This is a genomic window from Gimesia alba, assembly GCF_007744675.1.
GTDB lineage: Bacteria > Planctomycetota > Planctomycetia > Planctomycetales > Planctomycetaceae > Gimesia > Gimesia alba.
Map to the genome: position 1 here is coordinate 5,834,689 of NZ_CP036269.1, position 23,411 is coordinate 5,858,099.

The 23,411-nt window shown below is 47.7% G+C and carries 14 protein-coding genes; 4 read left to right on the plus strand and 10 right to left on the minus strand.

What is annotated here, in order from left to right:
• Positions 1-60 precede the first annotated feature (60 nt).
• The 3 genes from Pan241w_RS21605 to Pan241w_RS21615 all read right to left on the minus strand — a co-directional run bounded on the left by Pan241w_RS21605 (position 61) and on the right by Pan241w_RS21615 (position 4,065).
• Positions 61-1,362 carry a Gfo/Idh/MocA family protein gene (locus Pan241w_RS21605; protein WP_145219835.1) on the minus strand — a complete coding sequence of 434 codons (1,302 nt, stop codon included), beginning with the start codon at positions 1,360-1,362 and terminating at the stop codon, positions 61-63.
• Positions 1,363-1,510: 148 nt separating this feature from the next.
• The gene (locus Pan241w_RS21610; RefSeq protein ID WP_145219837.1) at positions 1,511-2,416 is read right to left on the minus strand and encodes a sugar phosphate isomerase/epimerase family protein; all 906 of its coding nucleotides are present in this window, start codon (positions 2,414-2,416) and stop codon (positions 1,511-1,513) included.
• Between the two features lie 92 nt (positions 2,417-2,508).
• A complete protein-coding gene (locus Pan241w_RS21615) occupies positions 2,509-4,065 on the minus strand; it encodes a hypothetical protein (RefSeq protein ID WP_232107229.1) in 1,557 nt (518 codons plus the stop codon).
• A 296-nt stretch (positions 4,066-4,361) separates the two neighbouring features.
• Here Pan241w_RS21615 and Pan241w_RS21620 point away from each other — a divergent pair, with 296 nt between their 5' ends.
• Entirely contained in the window at positions 4,362-5,177 is an 816-nt protein-coding gene (locus tag Pan241w_RS21620; protein ID WP_145219841.1) for a sugar phosphate isomerase/epimerase family protein, read from the plus strand.
• A gap of 9 nt (positions 5,178-5,186) precedes the next feature.
• Here Pan241w_RS21620 and Pan241w_RS21625 read toward each other — a convergent pair whose 3' ends face one another.
• Complete coding sequence (locus Pan241w_RS21625; protein ID WP_145219843.1) at positions 5,187-6,644, minus strand: pectate lyase; 1,458 nt, start codon at positions 6,642-6,644, stop codon at positions 5,187-5,189.
• A 215-nt stretch (positions 6,645-6,859) separates the two neighbouring features.
• Between Pan241w_RS21625 and Pan241w_RS21630 the strand changes: the two genes are divergently transcribed.
• Together Pan241w_RS21630 and Pan241w_RS21635 are read left to right on the plus strand one after the other, a co-directional pair.
• Positions 6,860-8,254, plus strand: a complete 1,395-nt coding sequence (locus tag Pan241w_RS21630) for a GntP family permease (RefSeq protein WP_145219844.1) — start codon at positions 6,860-6,862, stop codon at positions 8,252-8,254.
• A 102-nt stretch (positions 8,255-8,356) separates the two neighbouring features.
• Positions 8,357-9,286 (plus strand): DUF6807 domain-containing protein, encoded by a 930-nt coding sequence (locus tag Pan241w_RS21635; RefSeq protein WP_145219846.1) that lies wholly within the window; start codon positions 8,357-8,359, stop codon positions 9,284-9,286.
• Positions 9,287-9,302: 16 nt separating this feature from the next.
• Here the strand turns inward: Pan241w_RS21635 and Pan241w_RS21640 are convergent, their stop codons facing one another.
• Entirely contained in the window at positions 9,303-10,610 is a 1,308-nt protein-coding gene (locus Pan241w_RS21640) for a BBP7 family outer membrane beta-barrel protein (RefSeq protein WP_145219848.1), read from the minus strand.
• Between the two features lie 73 nt (positions 10,611-10,683).
• Positions 10,684-14,505: a beta strand repeat-containing protein gene (locus Pan241w_RS21645; protein WP_198000073.1), complete on the minus strand. Its 3,822-nt coding sequence runs from the start codon at positions 14,503-14,505 to the stop codon at positions 10,684-10,686.
• An 823-nt stretch (positions 14,506-15,328) separates the two neighbouring features.
• Here Pan241w_RS21645 and Pan241w_RS21650 point away from each other — a divergent pair.
• Positions 15,329-16,273, plus strand: coding sequence for a prenyltransferase/squalene oxidase repeat-containing protein (locus Pan241w_RS21650; protein ID WP_145219852.1), 945 nt, complete (start codon positions 15,329-15,331; stop codon positions 16,271-16,273).
• Positions 16,274-16,280: 7 nt separating this feature from the next.
• On the opposite strand, the gene Pan241w_RS21655 is transcribed toward Pan241w_RS21650, so the two are convergent.
• From Pan241w_RS21655 to Pan241w_RS21670, 4 genes are all read right to left on the minus strand, one after another.
• Positions 16,281-16,991, minus strand: coding sequence for a zinc ribbon domain-containing protein (locus tag Pan241w_RS21655; RefSeq protein ID WP_145219854.1), 711 nt, complete (start codon positions 16,989-16,991; stop codon positions 16,281-16,283).
• Between the two features lie 206 nt (positions 16,992-17,197).
• On the minus strand, positions 17,198-18,886 hold the full coding sequence (gene rpoD, locus Pan241w_RS29980; RefSeq protein ID WP_145219856.1) for an RNA polymerase sigma factor RpoD: 1,689 nt from the start codon (positions 18,884-18,886) through the stop codon (positions 17,198-17,200).
• A 23-nt stretch (positions 18,887-18,909) separates the two neighbouring features.
• Positions 18,910-20,829 (minus strand): DNA primase, encoded by a 1,920-nt coding sequence (dnaG, locus tag Pan241w_RS21665; RefSeq protein ID WP_198000074.1) that lies wholly within the window; start codon positions 20,827-20,829, stop codon positions 18,910-18,912.
• 455 nt (positions 20,830-21,284) lie between these two features.
• Positions 21,285-22,916: a hypothetical protein gene (locus Pan241w_RS21670; protein ID WP_145219860.1), complete on the minus strand. Its 1,632-nt coding sequence runs from the start codon at positions 22,914-22,916 to the stop codon at positions 21,285-21,287.
• Positions 22,917-23,411 lie beyond the last annotated feature (495 nt).

Genomic DNA, 23,411 nt, shown 5'->3' on the forward strand with positions numbered 1-23,411 from the left:
GGAATGCATGAGACACGCCGGTTGTTTTCTCAATCCATTTTTTAATTTTTCCCAGCCCACTTATACGAAAGGCGTAATGCCGGGCATCGCCACTTTGGGCTCAGGTAGAGACATCGACATATCGTATTTCTCAGGAGAGAGATCTTCTTTTGAATTCATCGCCTGTTCCCAGGTGAGAGTCTTACCCGTATAAGCCGACATGCGGGCGATGATGCCCATCATCGAGCTATTTGCCATGTATTCGCCGTTGTTAATGACGTCGCCATTGCGTAATGCCTTATACATTTCGTTGTGTTCCAACTGATGCATATTGGTACGACGGCGGGCCCCCTTCCAGGGATTTTTGCCTTCGATCTGATACTTCATCAAAGTCGCTGTCCCTTCCGTTCCGGAAACGGTATCCACAAACATCGAACTGCAGCCCTGCTGATGCCGCGTGGTCGCCAGAAACTTGACGCCATTCGCATATTCGTAGACAGTGCTGAAGTGATCATAAATATGACCATACTCGGGGGCGATGCGTGTTTGACGACCGCCGGTACTGTAGCAGCGAACGGGATACTCACCCATTACCCATGATTGTTTATCCAATTCATGCACGAACTGTTCGGTGTTGAAATCGCCGGACAGCCAGGTGTGGTAATACCAGTTACGCATCTGATATTCCATGTCCGACCATTCCGGTTTGCGTTTCGCCATTTTGGCAACGCCACCCAGGAAACGCACACTTTGCAGCGAGATAATATCGCCGATGCCGCCATTATGAATCTTGTCGACCATTTCCTGCATGCCGGTTTCATACCGCCAGCATAAACCGGAAACAATCGTCAGGTTCTTCTGCTTGGCTTCTTTCGTGGTTTTCAGAACGGAACGAATTCCAGGTCCATCCACGGCAACCGGTTTTTCACAAAAGACATGTTTGTTGGCGTCGATACAGGCCTTTAAATGCTGCGGACGGAAATGCGGAGGCGTTGCCAGCAGCACCAGATCCACGCCGGAATCGATCAGCTTCTGATACGCGTCAAAGCCAACAAATTTATGATCGGCATCAACCTTCACACGGTCTTGAACTTCAGTCTTCTTCAGATTCTGATAGCTCTGCTCCAGTTGATCACCAAACGCGTCTGCCAGCGCGACCAGTTCTACATTGGGATCAGCCCGCAAAGTCTGAGCGGCGGCACCGGTTCCCCGTCCACCACACCCCACCAGACCAACCTTGATCAATTCCGTACTGGCAGCGAACGCGCCTGAAGTTAACGCCGGGTTCACAACGAGCCCGGAAGTGGCGAGCGTCGCCAGAGATTGTTTCATAAATTTGCGACGGCCTTGAGACGGCTGTTGTTCAGAGGCGTTTTCGGGCATGGGAAAACCTTTCATTCAGAATTAATCAAATACTATGTCTCGGGATCAGGCAAACTTATTCAATCAAGTTCGCTACAGGTAGGATGTTTGAGGAAGACCATCAGCAAGACTCACTTCTTAACGATCTTAATTTATTATCAACGCTGGTTCAGGCAAGATCAAGAGCACGATCCATGCGTTCCGAAATATCCTGTAATCTTTGGCGGTCACCCCCTTTGACTTCCGCAGTCGCCCAGCCTTGCGTATAGCCGATGTCCTGTAACGCTTTACGCACTTCCGGCCAGTTACAGTCACCTTCTGTAATTTCGACCTGAAAGCCTTTCCAGAGGCCTTCGTCCTTCTGTTTTTTGCGACTGTATTCTTTAATATCGAGTTTCACAATCCGCGGCCCCAAAATACGAATCCACTGATCAGGCCAGCCAAAACGGACCACATTTCCGACATCAAAATAAACGCCCGCCGCCGGGCTCTCGAGTTCATCAATAAACCGCGCCATCTCGAGCGGGCTTAACAGAAAATTATTCCACACATTTTCGACCAGCAATTTGATTCCCTGCTTCTCTGCATAAGGCAAATTCTTACGCAGCTTGGCTTGCTGCTGCTGATAGACGACATCATACGGATTGTCCTGATCGACTCGACCTGCGACCACCAGAACGCTGGTGCCGCCATAATATTTTGCCTGATCGATGGAATCTTTTAACTCATCTCGGCTGCTGTTTAAAAAACCGTGCACCTGCACTCCCGTCGCATCAATGGCTTTACGAACTTCTTTCGGATCGACCTTGGTGCGATAATGAATTTCCGTGCCTGCGAAGCCCGCGTCTTTGAGCATTTTAAATTTATCAAGCACCGGAACCTTTTCCGTAATCATCTGATACTTGACCGCTTTTTTGATTTTGGAAAGTGGCTTATCATTCGATGATCTCGATGCACTCACTGTCAACGGTGAAAGCAGACTGCCTGCCACCAGAGAGGCTGAGGCCTGCTTTAGAAAAGTCCTGCGCGTACTCTGATCCTTTAAATCGATAAATCTCTGACTTTGATCCGGCATGTCGCTACTCCTAAATTTGATTCGTCTGACCTTTAATCAGTGTTTGTCTATCTATTCAGAATACACTGACTCAGAAGGCTTCGCAATTCAGTTTAGTTCTCTGGGACCGTTGACACTGTCGAATCCTGTTTCCGAGTGACTTTGACTGTCACTTGTCCGCTATTGTCCGCCAGTTCATCCCACGCATCATTCAACCGGAAGTACACAGTGCCTGTCACCGGTGCCATCCAGGTTGCGTTGGCTCCCAGAGGATACTCCTGCAAGAGCGGACTTAGATCGGCCGCATCCTTGGCTGGTTTGATCAACATGATGAGCCGCCCCAAAGGTTGTCCCTTAAAGTAACGAAAGCTGATTCCATCCGCGGTACTCATCCACGGCTTTGGTTGCTGAGCCAAGGAAAACATACCCTCTGCCGTCACTTCATATGTCTTGCCCTGCTCAACTTCGACTTCGCTTGACTGCCAACCACGATTGCTCTGAACCGTCACATCCAGAGACTTGCCTGGGGCCAGCGTTAATCCCGGTACAATTGTCATCGTGGCATTATAAAAGTCGTACCCAGGTTGCAAATTTTTTGCGAATACCAGCCAGGCCGCGTTTAATTCAAAATCGTCGTCATCAACCATACGAGCAACCGCACTGGAGAATTCCGTCCCCTGCATCTGCCGGGATAATTCACGAAATGATTTCGCGTATGCGGGATGCTTGTCAAAGAATTGGCACAGTGCCCACGACCATGCATAAGCAGTATTATTGCCGACAAAATCATTGGGCGTGAACTGCATTACTTCCAGCATTGATTTGGGTGGTTCAGAAAGGACCGCTTCTTGAATCAACGAGATCCGTCCTAAACCGCCAAAGTCTTTTTTATTATAAGGCATCACATTGAACTGGATCTTGCCATCATTGCCGATCGAATGCGTGGCCATCGATTCTGCAATTCCTTCCAGATACCAGACCGGCGCGCCAATATTTTCCATAATCATACTATAGCAGTGCGTGTATTCGTGCAGCATTAAATGCCGCAGATAATATTCCTCGCTCTGCGAATCCATCCAGAACTGTGCCTTCAAGTGGCGGCCGTTTACGATCTTGGGTAACGAGTCTAAAATTACGCCCGCTTTTTTAAACAGCTCCCGATTCTGCATGATGTAACCGGTCACCTGAAACTCAGTCCCCTCTCGATTCGTGGGCAAGGGACCGAAGTAATCGACCAGAGCCAGATACGCCTGATCGACAACCGCAGGCAGTTTCTTCGCGATTTCGGGATCGATGTCCGTATACAGTTTCAGCCGCGGCGACTCATAACAGTGAATCCCCAATAGCTCCAACCGCTGCTTATTATGAACGGGTCTCTGATCACTGGGGCGATAGATCATTTTCGGCGTTTTCGCGACAGACACCTTTGCCGTTTCTGCTTTGTGGGTGGGAGGGGTTTCAGCCACTGGTTCTGTTGTTGAAGCCTCCTGCTTCGCGGCAGATTTTTGAGCCTGTTTCGCTGAAGTCGTTTCGACAGGCACTGTCTCTCTGATAACAACCTCTGATTCCACAGACTTTTGTGGCGTGGGAGCATTAGAACCGCAACCAGACATCAGGCAACTGATTCCAGCCATCCAGTAAATCATTCGATGATGACAACAGTCAATCATGGGAAACATATTCTCGTATTGAAGTCTTCGTTTTCGGAATTCGCTTGATCCTGGAATCTGGCTTATGTCGTCTCTTCCTATTGTGACCGATTTGCCTTGCAGAGTCGAGTAATCTATTTCGATTCTTGACTGAGTTGATCATTGCCGCCATTTATCGCAAAATGTTCAGAGCAGACTCCAGTAGGACTGTCTCTGCAGACAGACTGACTGGAAAAACGTTCTGCTCTTATTCTTACGCTAAAATGCCCTGAATCTATGACTGTTTCTACTCCTTTTTCCTCTGAGGGATCATCTCCATGAGCTCGTTTCGTTATAGCTTGAATGCCAGTACAATTCGTACAACTCCTCTGCTTGACAAAATCCGGATCGCAGCCGAAGCCGGCTATGAGGGAATTGAACTCTGGTTTGATGAAATCGAGGCATTCCAGGCTGAAGGCGGCACATTAGAAGCCGTTTCCACAGCCATTCAGAAATCCGGTCTGGCGATTCCCACCATGATTATGCTCCGAGACTGGTGGTCTGCATCACCCGAAGTGTACCCGGCGGTTTTCAACACCTGCCTGGAGCGGATCAAGCTGGCTGCGCAACTGGGTGCGGAATATGTAATTGCCTGCCCGCACCGTGAAAAGCCGGATTATGATCTTGGGGCACAGCGCTATCGAGAACTGCTGGAAGCCGGCATTGAAGCGGGTGCAAAACCGGCAGTGGAATTTCTGGGATTCGTCGAAGCGGTCACCAAAATTGAAGACGCGCTGCAAATCGTTGAGAAATCGGGGCACCCGGAAGCCACGCTGGTACTTGATCCCTTTCATGTCTTTCGCGGCGGCGGAACTATGGAAACAATCGCGCAGCTCAAACCCGAACAGATCGCTATCTCCCACTTCAACGACGCCGTCGATACCATCCCTCGCGAAGAGCAAATGGATCCCGATCGCGTGATGCCCGGAGACGGCCATCTCGATCTGACGCGCTATTGCCAACTCTTAAAACAGATCGGCTACCAAAGCTGGCTCTCGCTCGAATTATTCAGTGAAGACCTCTGGAAACAGGAGCCGCTTGATGTCGCCAAACAGGGACTGGAACGCATGCAGACCATTGCGGAAAATGCGTGAGTTCACTTTTCAGTCTTGTTTCTTTGCAGCGATATAATCAGCCAGATTGGTCAGATTCTGCACAAAAACGCGTGTATCAATCACCGGAATATTCTCCCGTTTTGCAGTGCGAATTTCCCCCTGTTTGATCCAGGCACCACGTGCATTCAGCGAATCAATGGCCGATTTCGCTTTCGCCGTTAGCGAAGGAGTCAGACGTACCCGGCGAGTAGGAAACCGCATCGACGCCAGTCGCTTGGGAGAGGCCTTCAACAAACTCCGATAGCGGCTTGCGAGCGAATCTACGTTGGATTTGACAATGAAGCCATAGTGCGTCGGCATATCATCCGATTTATAGGTCAACTGATACTGTTTGGTAAAGTACAACGGGCGATTCGTTTTCAATTCATAAAACCGCGCCAGTTTTCCATCCGGTAGTTCCGACTTTTTCAGATAGACCAGTGCAGACGGAATCGGTTCCAGATATTTTTTCTCGCCCGAATAAATATAAATCTGCATCAACGTCTTAATAATTCCCTGCGACTCACCTCCGGTAACCGCGGGGGGCTCAAATTTGCGCGCCCAGGCGGGCTGCATCTTTTGATTGTACTGCTGTGCCCAGGCGGGTTGTGGCTCGGGCATTTGCGCGAGGATGATAAAGTCGCCCGCGTTCAAAGCCGCCTCGCGATAACGGGGATCATTGTAAACATGATTTGCCAGAAACATCAGTTCGACCAGATCCGCAATCGCGTTATCGTTGAACGTGTAATAATTCTGATACTTCTTTTTTGGAAACGTGCGCGACCAACTCTCAGGATAGTTCGCTTTCAACACAGGAAATTCTTTGGGATCAGGAAAACTGGAATAGCGTTGAGGCCACCCTCCATTCGGAAACTGTGCCTTCAGAAAGGAATCCAACGCATACGTGACGGCACCGTGAATTGCCTGATCCTGAAATTTCAGTTCCTGATCCAGCAAAATTAAAAATCGTAATGCAGACTGTGAGGTATTATCATCAAATGTGGTTGTATTTCTTGCCTTGCTGCCACCCCCGTCAATCCGATACTGGGCAGTCTCTCGCTTCTTGAAATCAATCGTGTAAGACCAGCCTCCTGATTTCAACTGACCATTGATCAGGGCGCTGGCGGCCCCTTTGGCGGCGGCCAGCAGATAAGGTTCACCTGTTTTCTGATACGCGGTCAAAAATGCTTCGCCCACTGTCGGCGTACCCGGTGGCTGAACCCAGACCATCGAATCGGTGGCAGGTCCTTCCCCTTCACGAAGAGATAAATCTTCACTGTAATGCCAAAGATAACCACCATCAGTGGCAACATCGCTGGTGAAAAAATGCGTGGCTTTTTTCATCGCCTGTTTCGCATCGTCAAGTGTAATTTCTGCTGAAACACATTGTTCAGTACTCAACCACACGCACAGTGAAGATAGTAAAATCAAGCTACTGATTCTCAAACGAGCGAAAGAGACAGACATTGCCGAAGATTCCTTATCAACAGGAGATGCAAGGTAAGAAAAGCCTTTCCATCCTACAAAAAGCAGGCATTCAGTGAAAGCAACTATTAATTAATCTCATTCATAATAGGAGAAGGCACTTTTTCTATCAGGCATTCGCTTGCGTCGCGAGCAATTCTATGTAATGCTCATACCCACTTGAGATATTCCTCTAAGATTATTCCGGAGCAGCGCTTATGTTGGAAGACTATCCTTTTTTGATTTTGGGTATCGGCATCGCCATCGTAATTGGCATGATTATCTTTCTGAAGATCAATGCGTTCCTGGCGTTGATCACGGCAGCGATGGCAGTCAGCCTACTGGGTCCCGAATCAGCAGATGGGATTAATCGCATCAAACGCGTTGCCATTGCCTTCGGTGATTCCGTGTCCGGTATTGGAATTGTGATCGCGCTCGCGGCGATTATCGGAAAATGTATGATGGATAGTGGAGCCGCCGACCGGATTGTCAGAACGTTCTTGAATGCGCTCGGCGAAAAGAATGCGTCGCTGGCGCTAATGGGCAGCGGCTTCGTTCTGGCCGTTCCCGTCTTCTTCGATACAGTCTTCTACCTGTTAATCCCACTGGCTCGTTCGCTGTATCGCAGCACCAAGCGCAACTATCTGATGTATATCATGGCGATCGCTGCGGGAGGTGCAATCACACATACCCTGGTCCCCCCGACACCCGGCCCGCTCTCCATGGCTGATAACCTTGGGGTTGATCTGGGGAAAATGATTTTTGTCGGTGTACTGGTTGCACTACCGGCTGCATTTGCAGGTATCCTCTATGCAATGTTTGCCAATCGCATGATGAATATTCCGATGCGCGACATCGCCGAACATAAAGACCCCGATCCTTTGGAAGAACATGAACTGCCTTCACTCGCAGTCTCCCTCAGTCCGATTGTCTTACCCGTGTTGATGATCACGGCCAACACGCTCGTGAATTCCATGATCGCCAGTGGCACCGGCCCGCAAAGTCTGCTGGAAAAAATCAGTCCGTTCACATCCGTCATTGGCGACGCGAACTTTGCCCTCTTAGTGGCTACGGCGATTGCCCTTGTGATTCTCTTCCGTCAGCGAAAATTAACTCTGCTCAAATTAGGAGCCAGCGTGGAAAACGCCTTGATGAGTGGTGGTGTGATTATTCTGATCACCGCTGGCGGCGGCGCGTTCGGAAAAATGCTGACGGTCGCACAAATCGGCCCTGCCATTCAGGCCAAGTTTGGCGGTGCGGAAGGAGACGCCACCGGACTCAGTTTCCTGTTTCTCGGATTCGGAATTGCTGCCCTGCTGAAAATCGCACAGGGTTCCAGTACGGTCGCGATGATTACGACCTCCGCCATGCTGGCCACAATGAACGTGAACACTGAAATGCTCGGATTTGATCCGGTCTACCTCGCGACCGCTATTGGAGCGGGTTCTTTAATCGGTTCCTGGATGAACGACAGCGGCTTCTGGATTTTCTGTAAGATGAGCGGCCTCACCGAAGAAGAGGCGCTCAAATCGTGGACGCCGCTACTGATTGTGTTAGGTTTTACCAGTCTGGGAACCACCGTCCTGCTCTCCATTGTCTGGCCGATGACGTAATTCTTTTCCGAACAAAACTTTACACTGCCTGCAGTCGTACGTAGTCTGGAATAAGCGTTTCGTAATCCGTGCTTCCCCTTTCCGAACACAGGGAATCCTGGTATGAGTCAACTGTTTCCTGCCTGTCAAATCATTCCCCAGCCCGATTTTCAATTTTCCTTTCGCGCAAAAGGCAAAGAACGTCTCCGCTGGCACCATGATCCCAAATACTCGCGGCCTTTCTTTTATCCATTGACTGGTCCCGCCGGGATTCCCTTAACACGCATTGGACATCCAGGCGCTCCCAATCACGACCATCATCGCTCTGTCTGGTTTGCCCATCATCAAGTGTTGGGTATCAATTTCTGGGCAGAGAATACCGGCGCTCAAATCATTCAGAAACGCTGGCTCGCGATCGATGAACGGGAAGACGAAGCCATTCTGGCTGTGGAACTGGAATGGTTTGACGGCCATGATCCCCAGCCGTTACTGCGTCAGGAATCGATTTCCGCGATTAGAACCAACGAGAAAGACGAACTGTTCCTGGAACTGCAATCCACCTTTTACCCGACCGCAGAATCGCTCGAGTTTCAGAAAACCAATTTTGGATTTCTGGCAGTCCGAGTGGCCAAATCCATTTCCAGTTTCTTTGGAGCGGGAACCATTACTAACAGCAACCAACAGGTTGGCGAGAAAAACATTTTTGGGAAGCCGGCTGAGTGGATGGATTATTCGGGTCCCGTTACACCTGATGTAAATGAAGGCATCACCTACTTTTTCCATCCGTCCAATCCAGTAGCTGGGCCAGAGAAAACTGTCTCGTGGCACGTACGCGAAGATGGTTGGATGGGAGCATCACCCTGTATGCATGGCCCGCTTGAGACAACCCGCAAGGCCCCGCTCACTTTTCGCTTCCTGTTGCAAGCTCACGCGGGGGAAATCAATCATGCCCAGGCGAACAAAATCTTCAAAGAATTTGCCCAGAGTCAGCCTTATCAACTTAAGAAACCGCAACAGCGTCATACCAGTGCGACAGTAACCAGAGCCACGTAATCTTGAGGTAATGAACTTACCAGACCAATTCTATACCAGCAGTCAACCCATCGGTGGAAAAGTCAGAATTTTCCTGCCGGACTTTTGTGCCTGTCGCCGGGTTTGTTGCCCCGCGATCTTCATTGTAGTCAATAATATTGAAGGCACGTGAAATCTGTCCAATAAACAGGTAGTCATAACCGACAAAACAACGCAAGTGCTCGTTCACATTCACCTTCGCGTAAAGAGAAAGCTGGAATGTTGGTGAAAACTCATTATTTTTCTGCACAGAAACAATGCGTGGATCAGTCGCTTCGAACAATTGATCTGTTGCCACCTGATTCGTATTTCGGTTAAAACCAAATGTGAATTTGGGTTCCGCTCCAATTGAGAATCGCCTGTGTGTGAATTCGGCACGAGCTCCAATACTGGGACCAAACACCCGGTTCTCGACTTTAGAGTAGATGGTTGTGGTACGAGGCGTCCCAATTCCACCACCAGAATCAACTCCGATCTGATTCATCGCTTCTCGCAAGCTGATCACTCGAAAACCAAATAAAGGTCGCATGCGAAGTCCTTCACCAGGCAGGTAAGGGTCTAAAACATAGTTTACTCCCGTACCCACCATTTCCGTGTTTAAGTCCACGGTATAACTGGTGTCATACACATTCGTATTCGATGCGAGTTCGCCATTTATATTGAAGTTTGTTATGACTACCAGATCGTCTCCCGGGATTGCATTCGATTGTGTTGCAAAGATTGAATCCGTAGGTCGATGAGATTCATTCTTGAACAGACCCCAGACGTTCCATTCCAGACTACCTTCCGGCAATGCAAACTCAAGCACGCCTCGCATCCCATTCGTATCCATCGAGTTATCATTATACTCCAGTGCCACACCATTCCCTCTTCCGATACCGGTCGAGCGGTCGAACACAGGCTCCGGTTCTGTAGGATCTCCGACGCCTAGAATCGGTGCACTCAACAGAACATCTTCAGGGCCTTCCATAGACCAGTGAAGATAATCAATTCGTAATTTGGAACTACGAAACATATTCTTGATCGATTTATCAATCGGTGAATCGTAAGTCCACCCGCGATCCACGGGCAACTGACGGACGAGCGATCTTGAATATGTGTTGACACCAGAAAAGAGTCCTGTGTCATCCACAATTTCTCCGTCCACCATATCTGCATCACCGTGCATGACATATTCCGTCGTGCCATCATCGGCTGCTGCTGATTGTTTCTGCCCTACCGGCAATACGGTCGAACTCAGCAACACCAGTAGTGCACTTAGTCTGAATGGAGTAATCATCATTACTTTCCAGGATGTGCGACTCATTGATTAAAACCTTGCAATATTTGAATCAAAACACAACAGAGTGTTATTTAAAACGAGACATTCTCTTTTATACTTATGGCAGCAGGAAGCCATTCAGGCTGATTTGACCATCAAATGTACCTCCGCCAGGATTGAACAGGATGAAACTGTTGTTGTTTCCAACAGTCGTCACGTTCACAATGTTATCAACACCCGTTCCCAAAATCAGTGGACCATTTGTCATAGCATTGAAACCAACAGCTGTTTCGTTGTCATCAAAGCCACCATCGAACAAACCAATTAAGTTGTTATCGATAATCACTGAGGAGTTCGTAGCATCGATCAGATCGAAGAAGATGGCATCTCCGCCAATTCCGGACATACTGATGATATTTGTATCAATCTGCACACTGTTATTGGCAGCTAGATCCAGAAATCTCAGACCAATCGAGTCCTCACCTGCCATGATAATTCCTTGATCAGCATTATTGTTAATCAGGATATTCGCGGGCCCTTCAGTCGAAATCTGAACCCCTTCACTATTGGTACCTGCAATTGTAAAGTTATTATTGTTGATAACCCTCAAAGTCATCAGATCGGCTAAATCACTGCTGGTGGCATCAATGTTGATACCCTGGTTATTGGTTGCTCCCGTACCAATAAAATTGTTTGCATTGGCAACGGTAATATCCAATGGTCCTTCCCAGATCACATCCAGGCCGGCAGTATTAGAAACACTGTTTGTAATACTGTTTCCTTCCAGCAACACAGTCAGCAGGGAATCATCAAGTAAACCTCCTGACTGCAGGCGAATCGCATCGGCACTGTCATCTGTGATGATATTGTCCTGCAACGTAACGGAAAAGGAATCATCATCGGTATTATCCAACTCGATATTTGCAGTATATTCCAATGAATGCTCTGTCGTATCGGTACCATTATTCAGCAACTCTGAATCGGTCATCTGGAACGTGCGACCATTCTCAACGATGATACCATCACCGGCGGAATCTTCGACGCGTACCCGCGCCAGATTGACCTCTGTATCATTGGTAACTGTCGTTTCATGCCATTCGATACCGGAAACGGTTGGTTGCAGAATTTCCAATCCGTCGATATTCACCCGATCAATATCTTCCAGATAGACCCCATGGGTGGCCTGAGTAATGGTTCCCCCAGAATCAATCGTTGTTCCGTCTCCGTTGATAGTAAATAGCCCGGGTGTTCGAGTCAGTCGAATACCAGCACTGTTCAGGAAGAAGCCATTCGTGATATTCAAGTCAGGGCCATTCGTGGGTCCTGCAGTTACTGAAGTCAGCACCATCGACAAATTCGTGTCCTGGATATCAATGGCAGCAGCATTCGTCGAGGTAATAATACCCCCCGTAGAACTCAGAGTTCCTGTATTATTATCAGCGATAAAGGCCAGGTTATTCGTCGTTGTTAAATTTAAATCTCCAAAGTTGACATTGCCCGGGTTATCTTGAACGTACACCGCGGGAGCGACAACAGGAAATGCAGAATTGATAGTCGTCACACCAAGTGAAGAAAAGCTGACAATGGGAGTATTATTCAAAATGTGAACTGTCGGTACCGTCCCCAAAGTAGTCCCCGTTACGGTCGTATTGCCAAACGAAACCGAACCAGCAGTTCCGCCTTGACCTGCATTATCAATTAACAGGACGGAATTCGTCGTACTATTATTGGAGAGAATTGTATTTCCCATTCGAATCAGCGGACTATCATCCATCACAATGAATGCTTCCAGTGCTGTTCCGGAAACCGTTGTAGTACCCGTTACGTTGAACGAACCAGTATTCCCGCCGGCATTAAATGAGATACCTTCACCCGTACTCCCGGTGACATCGAGATTACCAGCAAACGAAATGTTCCCGCTGGTATTATTGATGTCGATACCGTGTTCTGTTGCCAGGGATGTACCATTCGTAATCGAAGCGTTCCCGACAACTGCCATGTTTCCTGATAGATTCTCGACCAGAATACCAGTACCGTTACGATTCAGGATGCTGAGATCTTGCATCTGGAAGACGCCCTGGAAATCTTCTACGAAAAGACTGGCATCCGTTGCTGAATCGATCACAGTAGCAGCCTGTGCGGTATTTCTAAATGTCACAATCGCATTCGCGGTACCACCGGTGACATGAATCCCTTCATTCGTACTGCCTGTAATTGTTACGTTATCCAATACGGCACCGCCGGCAATATTGCTGATTAATACACCCTGACTGTTTGTGTCGGTGATTCTGGAATTTGTCATATTTATAGAGCTACCCGTTGTATTCTGGATTAACACCGCTCGCCCGGCACCAGTGTTAGTAATACTACCACCATCGAACCTAAGGAGTGGATCACCGCCATCAACAACAAACGCATCGCCGGCCGAATTAGTCACATTGGTTGTATCAAAGGACAAACTACCTGTCGTACTGCTCAGGAATATTCCTTCACCGGCGGCATCATTGACATCAACAAAGTTGACATCGACCTCGGAAACTCCAATCCCAACCACACCGCGACCTGTGGGAGTATTCATAATAAATCCGGAAAACTCACTATCAGATGCCAGTATTACACCATCCCCCACGGTGTTATTAAATGTGGGACGTACGAGGCTATTGGGTCGGAGGGGGTCTCCAAATCCGGGTGAGTTTGGCAGTAGTTTGGAACCGAATCCTTGAATATCGATGAAGTGGGGAACTGACTGTCCTTCACCCAAGATACGGTCTCCGGAGGCAAGCGTGATTGGTGGTCCAGCATTAAATTCGCTTCCTGCGTGGGTAAAGATAATATCTCGATCTGGCCCTGCCTGCGCGTCAGCAATGGTCTGATAAGGAGAGAGTACCATACCGTCACCACCTGGTGCCGCCAGGGAATCAACGTGTGAGACCGTCCAAGGCAGACCAGTTGCCGGGTTAATGGCTGTCAGCCCACTATCAACGACGTCACGTTGTTCAACCACAACGTTGTAATTTCTTCTGACACGTTCAGACATGCGATACATCTGAGTCGATTTTTCCATCTTGTTCCATTCCGGGCGTCCTGCGAACGTCCAGGTAACATTGAAAAAGACGTTCGTATCGAATGTCGCATCATTCGTGACACTCAACTCCATCAATACGTTGGGAAGTGGATTGGCTTGCACGCGACCACGCCAGCCCCAGACATCTTCGCTGCCTGTTGCTGCAAAATGATAAGCTCCTGCGTAAATTCGTGCTTCATGATTTTGTGCCAACTGGCCCCAGATTGGAACCCCCATTTCTGCATCAAAACCACGCATCGCCGTTCCCAGGGTTCGCGTCTGATCATACAGAACATTGAATCCTGAAAAGCGCTGACTGCCGTCATTGAACTGCAGGTTTAACTCTTTCTGGCGTGTACCAATCGGCAGATAGAAGTTTCCGTTCGCGTCCCAGTATCGTCCCATTGTTTCCACGTTCAGAACTAGCTGCTGGAATATTTTTGTAGAAGAGTCATCACGACCATAGTAAACGCTGCTACCGAAAATTCGGTCGGTATCATAATTAAAAAAGCGATACCCAAAACCAAGACTACCACCCAGGTGACCTCGGTTCGTTCGGAATAACTGAAAGTCTCCAAAGAACATGCCAGCGTCATCTGGATTTTTCGTCCAGGTAAACATGTATGGCATTATCTCCAGAGTCGAAATCGATTCGTCTAGACCAACAGTCTTACCTGCCTGGTGTCCAGCGCGAAACAGAGTTCCCATTCCATTACCGGGAACAACTGATGAAATACCATCCAGGGTATCACCTGTCTCTGTCCCATCTGCAATGATCGTTGAAAATTCTAACTCTTCTTGGGCTAATAATGTTCCTGACATGGCGGATATCGCCAGAACGATTACGCCGGCGATCAGGCGAAATGCAATTTTCATAAACCGTCCAGAATAGCTTGATGTCAACACAGGCATCTGTTTCACCTCGGCAATGCACGCTGAGTGCAAGTTGGCGTTATCGTCCCGCTCTGTTGTATTTTGATCTGTCATGAAATTGTTTTTATCTATGACAATATTTTCAGGAAAATCCATGAGATTATCTCAACAAGTAATCTTCTGAATTCAGGAACAAGCCCCGGAAAAACTCCCTCGACTTGAACTATCAAGTTGCTTTTTACACAACACGCAAGCATTCAAGCACAGACAATTCCACCAATGGCAGAACGCTACCCTGTAACAGGGACATGTCTGTTTTGAATTTCTTGAAAAAATCAATTGTTTATTGGAATTGTTTCAGCACGACCGGCTGGTAATCATCATGAGAGAGGTTGTACTTGATCATTACACTTCTATCGAACGATAGAAACTGATCGAACTTTAAAGGATATGTTGTGACACGCACCGGGAAAAATGAGCTTTTTGACGGAAACGTGTTACTGGTATTTGATTAGTTTACTGGTTGTTTTTAATGTGAATTGTGACTCGAAAGAATCAGAAGACTTCCTTGAGGTAAGGTCGTCCCGTTTTGAACTGAACAGGAAAGGAATTCCGAATGGTTTACTTTCTTGACAGTCCTGAGAGAGATTGATTCTTTGAGTTTAAGAGATGTTGGGCGGGAAGATATTCTAAATTCAAATCCGACGAAAGACGAATTTGACATTTCGATTGAGAAATTTTTGACAATTTTCAAAATAGTCCGCGAAAACAACAACTTCGCCTACTTTCTAACCCCTGATGAATGGGGAAATGGCATGCATAATATATGAGTAATGACCCCTATTTAGTAAAATTGGCCCTGCGACTGGCCGCCGGTCTCGAAAAACTGCCCTCTGCTTCACTGGCAAAACATCGCTCATTTATTCTGGCTCAACAGCAGGTAGACGGAGGTTTTTCCGGGAGAGAAGGAGACTCCGACCTCTACTATACTGGGTTTGCCGTTCGTAGTCTGGGTATTTTAGGCGGCGTTGAAAAACAAGAGGCAACCAACCTCAGCCAATTCCTACGAGGATTCGAGTTGGAAAAATTGTCAACTATCGATCTGCTCAGCTGGCTGTATTGCGCCCTGATCGTTCAGGCTTCAGGTGGCGAAGATCTGTTAGCCATGGCCCCTGAAAACTGGAATACTCAAATTACGGAGAACCTGGAACGCCTGAGAACCACCGATGGCGGCTATGCCAAGTCAGAACAAGGAGCCTTGGGAAGCACTTACCACAGTTTTCTGGTGGTATTAATCTACCAGTTAATTGGGCTGGATGTCCCTGATCCAAATGATTTGATTCAGTTTCTCTACGACAGGCAACGTGATGATGGGGGCTTCGTCGAAATCTCCCCCATGAAACGTAGCGGCACGAATCCCACTGCAGCCGCGGTCGCGACACTCATTATCCTGAACGCCATGGATGATGAGTTGAAGGGCGATGTACATGACTTCCTTAAGCAGGTTAAAAGCTCCGAAGGAGGCTTTCAGGCAAATACGAGGATTCCCTTTGCCGATGGCTTATCCACGTTTACCGGATTGCTGACTGCCAGTGATCTCGGGCTGTTCTCGCTGATTGATCCTGATCAGATCCTGAAATTCATGACCGAATGGCTGGAATTTCCGACAGGAGGCTTTCGCGGGGCCAGTTGGGATGAACAGGCCGATGTGGAATACACGTTTTACGGGCTGGGAGTTCTGGCGTTACTCGCGACCTGGGCAGAAAAATAACCCTGCGTTATTCCTGTGAATCTTCCATATATAGCAAGCGACCACACGACTTACAGAAAACAAGACGTCCGGAATTCAGCTCCACACGTAATTGTGGTTCAATCATCACATTACAGGCAGAGCAGAATCTCCCCTCGACAGTTGCCAGTGCGCCAGCACCGTGTGATCTGACGAGCCGCTCAAACATGACTTTCAGATTCTCGGGAATAATCTGTTCGGCATCAGCAATCGCTGCTTTGCACTCTGTAATTTCTTCATTTAATCGACTACGGGCTGACTCAAAATCCTGTGCTGTTTTTTTCGCTTCCGCGTGCGCGGCATCTTTTTTCTCGACCCAGGATTGAACTTCTTCTTCCTTCTTGTCGATTTTATCCATCAATTCCAGAATTTCATCTTCCAGAACGCTATTCGCCATTTCGTCGGCTGCAATTTGACCTTTAATAATGTCAAATTCTTTATTTGACGAAGCAGAATTCAGTTTGCCCTTTAAGTCCAGGATTTTTGCTTCGTTGGATTGCAAATCCAAGTTCTTTTGCTGCACCTGTTTTTTTAACTGCAGCACCTGATCCTGAACCTCTTTCAGCTTTTCTTCCTGAATTAAAGCGAACTGCTCTTTCAGCTTAATTCGCTTGGGACCCTGCTCTAATTTCTGGTCCACATCATATAATCTCAGATATAAATGATGTAAAGCTTTTAAACTGGCTGCAGTAGTCGACATGTTAAAGAACTCCAGAAACGCTTATTTTTACGAGGTGCTATGCGGCGGACCTCAGTGCACTTGCTTTGTTATAAAGTTTTTTCCTGCAAATAGCCAGACTCACGCAGGAAATCTGGCAGATCTTCCAGGCAGCGCCGGAATCAGCGGCAATGAACGTCTCTCCATTCAAAAAAAAACGCCGATCAAAAATGACCGGCGTTTGATTCTCAGATACTGGCAGAAGCCGTGGCATCCACTTCCTCTTCAGAGGACTCTGTCTGCCCCCAATCAGGGGCCAGGCCTTCAATAAAGCCCTGTAGCTGCTTACTGCGAACGGGATGTTGCAACTTCCTGACTGCCTTGGCTTCAATCTGACGGACACGCTCACGCGTGACTTTGAAGATCCGTCCGACTTCTTCCAGTGTATAGGTATATCCATCGCCTAAACCAAATCGCAGCTTGATAATCTCACGCTCACGGTAGGTCAATGTTTTCAAAACGTGATCAATTTTGTCTTTCAGCATTTCCTGGCTGGCCGTGTTGACAGGACTATCCGAATCGGAATCCTCGATGAAGTCACCGAAGTAACTGTCTTCACTTTCACCCACAGGACGATCCAGGCTGATTGGATGTCGGGAAATCTTCAGCACACGTCGTGTTTCTTCCAGACTGATGCCGGCGACTTCAGCTGTTTCTTCCAAGGTCGGCTCGCGGCCATTTTCCTGCAGCAGTTGCTTGCTGACCTTTCGCAATTTGGACATTGTCTCGATCATGTGCACGGGAATTCGAATCGTACGTGCCTGATCGGCAATCGCACGGGTGATGGCCTGACGGATCCACCAGGTCGCATAAGTCGAGAATTTATAACCACGACGGTATTCATATTTATCGACGGCTCGCATCAATCCGGTATTGCCTTCCTGAATCAGGTCCAGGAAGCTTAAACCGCGATTCCGATATTTTTTGGCAATTGAAACAACCAGACGCAGGTTTCCGCCTGAAAGCTCCCGCATCGCGGTTTCATAATCGAGATACCGCTGCTTGACGGCTTTGATTCGTTCCCGAAGTGTTTCAGGAGTCTCCATCGTCATTGAAACCAGATCCTGAAGTTCCCGATCCAGGTTAGCACGATCATCCTTGCTGTCTTTTGCTCTCAGATCGTTCATGTCACGAATCTGGTCTTCCAGTTCCGTCATCCGTTGAGAAATCTGCTCCAGACGCTTCATACCAATTTGTAGACGTTGCGTTCGCAGGCTCAATTCTTCAATCAAAGTCGCCATTTTGCGACGGCGCTTCTGCAGCGTAGCATAGGCTGCGCGACGTTCAGACTTGGTCAATTCTGGATTGACAAATCGCTCAAAGTCACCCGCATTTTTATTACTGAGATATTCCAGGGTCTTCAGATTATGGGGCATCCGGCCAAGAATCTGGTTCTTTTCCAGTCCTTCGGTAACCGAAACTTTAATTGTTCTGTCGAAAGGCAGTTCGGATTTATGAACTTTGTCCAGAATTTCAATCGCCTGTCGCATGGCATAGTCACTGCTCAGCAACTCGCGACGGAAGCGACGACGGGTGATTTCAATTTTTTTGGCAAGACGAATTTCTTCATCGCGGGTCAACAGCGGAATTTCACCCATCTGCGTCAGATACATGCGAACGGGGTCATCAATTCGGCGTGATGCCTCATCTGTACTACGAGACCGGCCACTTTTTGCCTTCTCGGGCTGTAATACCGTAATGACCTGATCGGGAATGATATCTAATTCGATCTCCTCAATGGTCAGCAGGAGGTTATCCAGCTTTTCAGGGTTCACGGCTTCATCGGGAAGATAAGCGCTAACCTGATCATAAGTCAGATATCCCTGCTTCTTACCATTTTCAATTAGTTCATTCAATCGGGCGTCGAGTCGGTGCACGTTGCTTCTCCCAATCTAGCAAGTTAATGGGGCTCAAGTGAGTTTTTCTGGTTTCGTTTCTGGTGGAATTCCGATGCTTTTTTCAACAGTTCTTTCGCATCGGAATTCAGACTTTGTTCCTGGGCCTTCTGAAACAGAAGTCCCTTGGTTCGTTCGTGGAGTTCACGTTCTTCCCGCCATTTCAGATTTTTGATGGAATGCTTCAAAAAATGAGGAATTCCCTCAAGTGAGGCCGAGCTGGTATGAAGTTTAGAATGAATCGCTTTTTCGTGAGCATGCGCGTCAATTTTGACGACCAGCTGCTTTAATTCCGGATCATCAATCCGATCCAGAATTCGATTCAGTTCCGGTACAACTCCCTCTTTAGTTAAATCGATGCTTAACTGATAGAGAAACCGTAACTGAGGATTCTTCAAGTTGGCAGGGGAAATATGTTGTTGAATTTGTGGGACGCATTCCGGATACACGAAGATGATTTCAAGAAGTTCGCTCTCAAGTTGATTGTCTTTCGTAGTGTTGTCTGTTTCCTGGATGTCACCAGAAGAAGGGAACGTATTCGGAATCGAGTGGGATTCGGTGGAGGAGAGACTCGAATTAAAACCGGGGCTTTTTTTTTGTTTGACTTCACTCAGTCGTTTTCGGACAACTGCTTCGTGTAAACCCAGTCGATCTGCTAACTTTCTTAATATGATGTCTTCACGAATTTTGCCGGTTAGGTTGGGACTTGCCGCCAAAAGTTCAAGCATTTCTTCTAAAATTCGGTGTTGACCATCAATTGACTCCAGTCCAAATTTCTGGACACAAACATTCAATTTAAAATTCCATGCTTCAGGGGCTTTTTCAATCAGCTGCTTCAAACGCTCAGCCCCCTGCTCTTCCAGAAAATCAGCAGGATCTTTCCCCGCCGGTAATGTTAATATTTTTAAATCGACTTCTTGTGAGATGAATTTCGTTAAAGATCGTTCCGCCGCCTGCTGACCTGCGTTGTCACCGTCAAACACCAGAACCACTTTACGAGCCAGTCGCTTCAGATAGGAAACGTGCGTTTCAGTCAGCGCCGTCCCCAGAGTTGCCACAACATTCGACACGCCAAACTGGTGTGCTGTTATGCAATCCGTGTACCCTTCCACGACCACAACGGTTTCTGTCTCACGAATTCTCTGTCTTGCTTCATCCAAACCGAATAACAGCTTGCTCTTAGTAAAGATGATACTCTCGGGACTGTTAAAATACTTCGCCAACCCCTCTGAACCGCTCCCCGGGAGAATACGTCCCCCAAAAGCAACAACACGTTTCCGTTCGTCGCGAACCGGAAACATCACCCGATTGACGAAATAATCCGAATAACGGGTATGATTCTCTTTTTTGAAGATTAATCTGGCCTCTGCCAATAATGGAGCCGCAAATTTGCCTTGCGCCCGATTCACCAGCCATTGCCAGTTATCAGGATGAAAGCCCAGACGAAACTGTTTGATGGTTTCTTCCGTGTATCCCCGATCTTCCATCAGGTAGCGGCGGGCATATTCCCCTTCTGGTGTCTCCAATAAACAATGATGAAATTGCGCTTCAGCCCACTTCATCACATCAAATAACGACGCCTTTTCGACTTGATTCGATCGTTGTGCCTGATTCGCTCCCGGCGACAGCTTAGGAAGCTCAAGGTGAGCCTTCTCAGCCAGGATTTTCAGTGCTTCAAAGAAACTGACGTCATCGTATTTTTCCACCCAGGAAAAACAGTCTCCGCCTGTATTACAGACCCAGCAGCGCCAAGTGCCACGATCAGGGTAGACCACCATGGAAGGATTGTGGTCATTATGAAAAGGGCAGATGCATTTGAAATCGCGGCCGCTTTGAACCAGTTGAACTGATTCAGAAACCAGTTCCACGATGTTCGTTCTCTGGCGGACCAGTTCTTTGAAGTTTTGATCAAATCCTGGCGACACCAGTTTCTCCTGAACAGTTTAACAAGCAGCCCCTCAGTCCTCCTTTTCGTCAAATATTGAAAAGTGGACACATGTTACTCAACCAAGAGTGCTTCCCTGCTCAGCTCTGCATAGTTTAATTTTACCCCATACTTTAGGTTGGTCAAGAAAATCCATTTCCGGATTCCTGAACCAGCACCTCGCTTAAGCTCAAAATTTGTATAATGTTACAAAAATACCCAAGCCCTCAAGTACAAGTAAAACCAAAAACAAAACCCTACTTGTGCCGCCTGCTTAATCAGAAATGTCACTGCAACCCGGAGGACGCTGCCACAATAAGCTAGACAGTTGGTTTATATGAATTATAGGCATTCTAACAATAGATACAATGGCTGCCATTACCCTGTGAATAAATCGGCGCAGCTTCTCTGATTCTGATCTCTGCAGATCGAAATGACTGCTGGAGAATGCCACGATTATTCTGCAGGCGGTTCTTCCGCAGGAGCCGATTCTGCTTTGGCAATCTGCCAGAGAGAGATGTTGCCAAATTTTTCACTGCACTTGGGGCACTTCGCTTTCGCTATCGCTTTACCGGCTTTGCCACCGATCCGCTCTTTCTTTCGTGAATCTTCACTCACGATCAACTGGCACCCCTGGCACTGTCGCCCGACGAGCGTTAATTCGATCTCGGGGTCGGCTTCATAGAATTCGAGACTCTCATTGTCGAGTGCCTCAAACGCTTCTTCACTGTAGTGGCAAGTCACCGTGTTTATCTGGTCGGTCATCGGAATACCCGAATCCTGCCCCAGATCAGTGATGCCATAAATATCAGAAAACGCCTCGGCAAACTTTCGATATTCAGTCAGCGAGAAGGTGAGATATTGATTTTCTTTTGAGTCTGCCTGCTTCGGCAAGGCGATCGCGATCCGTCCTTTTCCAAAGACAGGCACTCCCGCAAACACCGATTCGTGGTCATACATTGTAGGAAAGGCCACGCGCAATGTCGGCATCTGATCGCCGTTAATGATTTGCACACTGTGTGCCGGAATTTCCGCTTCGTCTTTTGCTTCGCGCAGATGCTGCGCGATTTCGGTCCGGGCCTGATCCTGCTTCTCCTTGGTCTTTTTTCCCGGTCGAGCGGATTTGATCACCCCCAGCATCAGCATCTTTTCCGGTGTAATGACCAGATCGACGGTGGTAAACGTCTTCTCCAGGCTGTTGGGCTTCAATTTCAGCTTGGTCGGATCAACGGCATGCAGTTTGATATCCTTGAACCAACTGGTATTCTCACCGGCATTCAAACCTTCTGACGCATCCGCCTCAGCACCACCGGCAGCAGCCGCCTCGGATGTTGCTGACTCTTGATCTTCTTCTTTTTTGGCAGCTAGCGGGACAAGATACACCACACTACAGGCAGGACATTTCCCAGCTGAACCCCGATACTCTTCACGCACGCGAATTCGATGACCATTGGGGCAATACACCACAATACCACCTTCGATTTTTCCAGCGCGGCGTCTGCGACGCCCCCCCTTACGACGTTTTTTCTCTTCGCGTTCCTCTTCCATTGCCACATTCAACAACACATCTCCGCCGGTCGCGACGGAATGGTCTTCTGCAGGGGCTTCAGGAGCTTTCTTTTGTTCTGTTTCTTCTTCAGTAGAGCCCGTCTCTTCTCTGGTTGCTGCTTCCGCACCAGCTTCCTCGGCTGATTGTTCTTTTGCGAGGGGAATTGTTGACTGATCTTCCTCGCCGGACTGCATATCGCCGGTTAACTGAAAATCATCATCTGAGGCTTCGTATTCGGTCACAGCGATGCTTTGGTCCAATTCGAAATCATCATCATCACGATTCGACGTCGCCGTCATCGTGGCCGTTGAGAGCTGAGATTCACTTTCAGCTGAAGAATCCTCGTCGGGAAGCTGGCTGAAGATCATCGGTGCCGGGTTTTCCTGCATCTTTCGATACGCTTCGGCTATATCCTCGCGCATGAACGAGCCGCAATTCCAGCAACGAACCAGACCAATTCGCACCATCTCATTACAAAGGGGACAAGGTACCTCGTTTGGGTTACTATTGTTTTCATCCGGAGTTATGTCATTTGACATAATAAATCCCTGTAACTGGATAAATAATGACGTCGTTGATGATAGTCAGATATAAAAATCATAAATGCTTCTGCAAAATGAATTGAACTCAGTATTTGCACTTAGATGAAGACAGAAGCATTTTACAATGGAAATTGATTAATAGAACCTTCAATATGCGCTACCGCGTTTAGCCAGACTAACATAGCATCCGAGCAAAAGCAGTATCGTTTTTCGCTTTTATCAATCTTTTGATTATCAGGTTTTCAATCCCCCTTTGATAAACAAAAAAGCGATCTAACCTATATCAATCTATGATAAACCTACTTTCTCCTACTTTTAAAGCAAGTTTAAGATTTTGATTATTCTCTGTCTCCTGTACTCCTAGATTATCTGAGACAATCAAAATGTTCAAGAGTATAGACAAGGATCACGGCCAGCCCGCATAAATGGTTTAATTGAACCTCGGGAATCTGAGAATCAGAATTCTCATCAGGTATGATTCTCAAACGCAAT

Excerpts from the sequence above, each read along its gene's own strand:
- Pan241w_RS21610 (WP_145219837.1), bottom strand. The coding sequence starts at position 2,416 with ATGCCGGATCAAAGTCAGAGATTTATCGATTTAAAGGATCAGAGTACG.
- Pan241w_RS21635 (WP_145219846.1), top strand. The coding sequence starts at position 8,357 with ATGAGTCAACTGTTTCCTGCCTGTCAAATCATTCCCCAGCCCGATTTT.
- Pan241w_RS21650 (WP_145219852.1), top strand. The coding sequence starts at position 15,329 with ATGAGTAATGACCCCTATTTAGTAAAATTGGCCCTGCGACTGGCCGCC.
- Pan241w_RS21620 (WP_145219841.1), top strand. The coding sequence starts at position 4,362 with ATGAGCTCGTTTCGTTATAGCTTGAATGCCAGTACAATTCGTACAACT.
- Pan241w_RS21640 (WP_145219848.1), bottom strand. The coding sequence starts at position 10,610 with ATGAGTCGCACATCCTGGAAAGTAATGATGATTACTCCATTCAGACTA.
- Pan241w_RS21630 (WP_145219844.1), top strand. The coding sequence starts at position 6,860 with ATGTTGGAAGACTATCCTTTTTTGATTTTGGGTATCGGCATCGCCATC.
- Pan241w_RS21645 (WP_198000073.1), bottom strand. The coding sequence starts at position 14,505 with ATGAAAATTGCATTTCGCCTGATCGCCGGCGTAATCGTTCTGGCGATA.
- Pan241w_RS21670 (WP_145219860.1), bottom strand. The coding sequence starts at position 22,916 with ATGTCAAATGACATAACTCCGGATGAAAACAATAGTAACCCAAACGAG.
- Pan241w_RS21655 (WP_145219854.1), bottom strand. The coding sequence starts at position 16,991 with ATGTCGACTACTGCAGCCAGTTTAAAAGCTTTACATCATTTATATCTG.
- Pan241w_RS21615 (WP_232107229.1), bottom strand. The coding sequence starts at position 4,065 with ATGATTGACTGTTGTCATCATCGAATGATTTACTGGATGGCTGGAATC.
- Pan241w_RS21625 (WP_145219843.1), bottom strand. The coding sequence starts at position 6,644 with ATGTCTGTCTCTTTCGCTCGTTTGAGAATCAGTAGCTTGATTTTACTA.
- Pan241w_RS21605 (WP_145219835.1), bottom strand. The coding sequence starts at position 1,362 with ATGCCCGAAAACGCCTCTGAACAACAGCCGTCTCAAGGCCGTCGCAAA.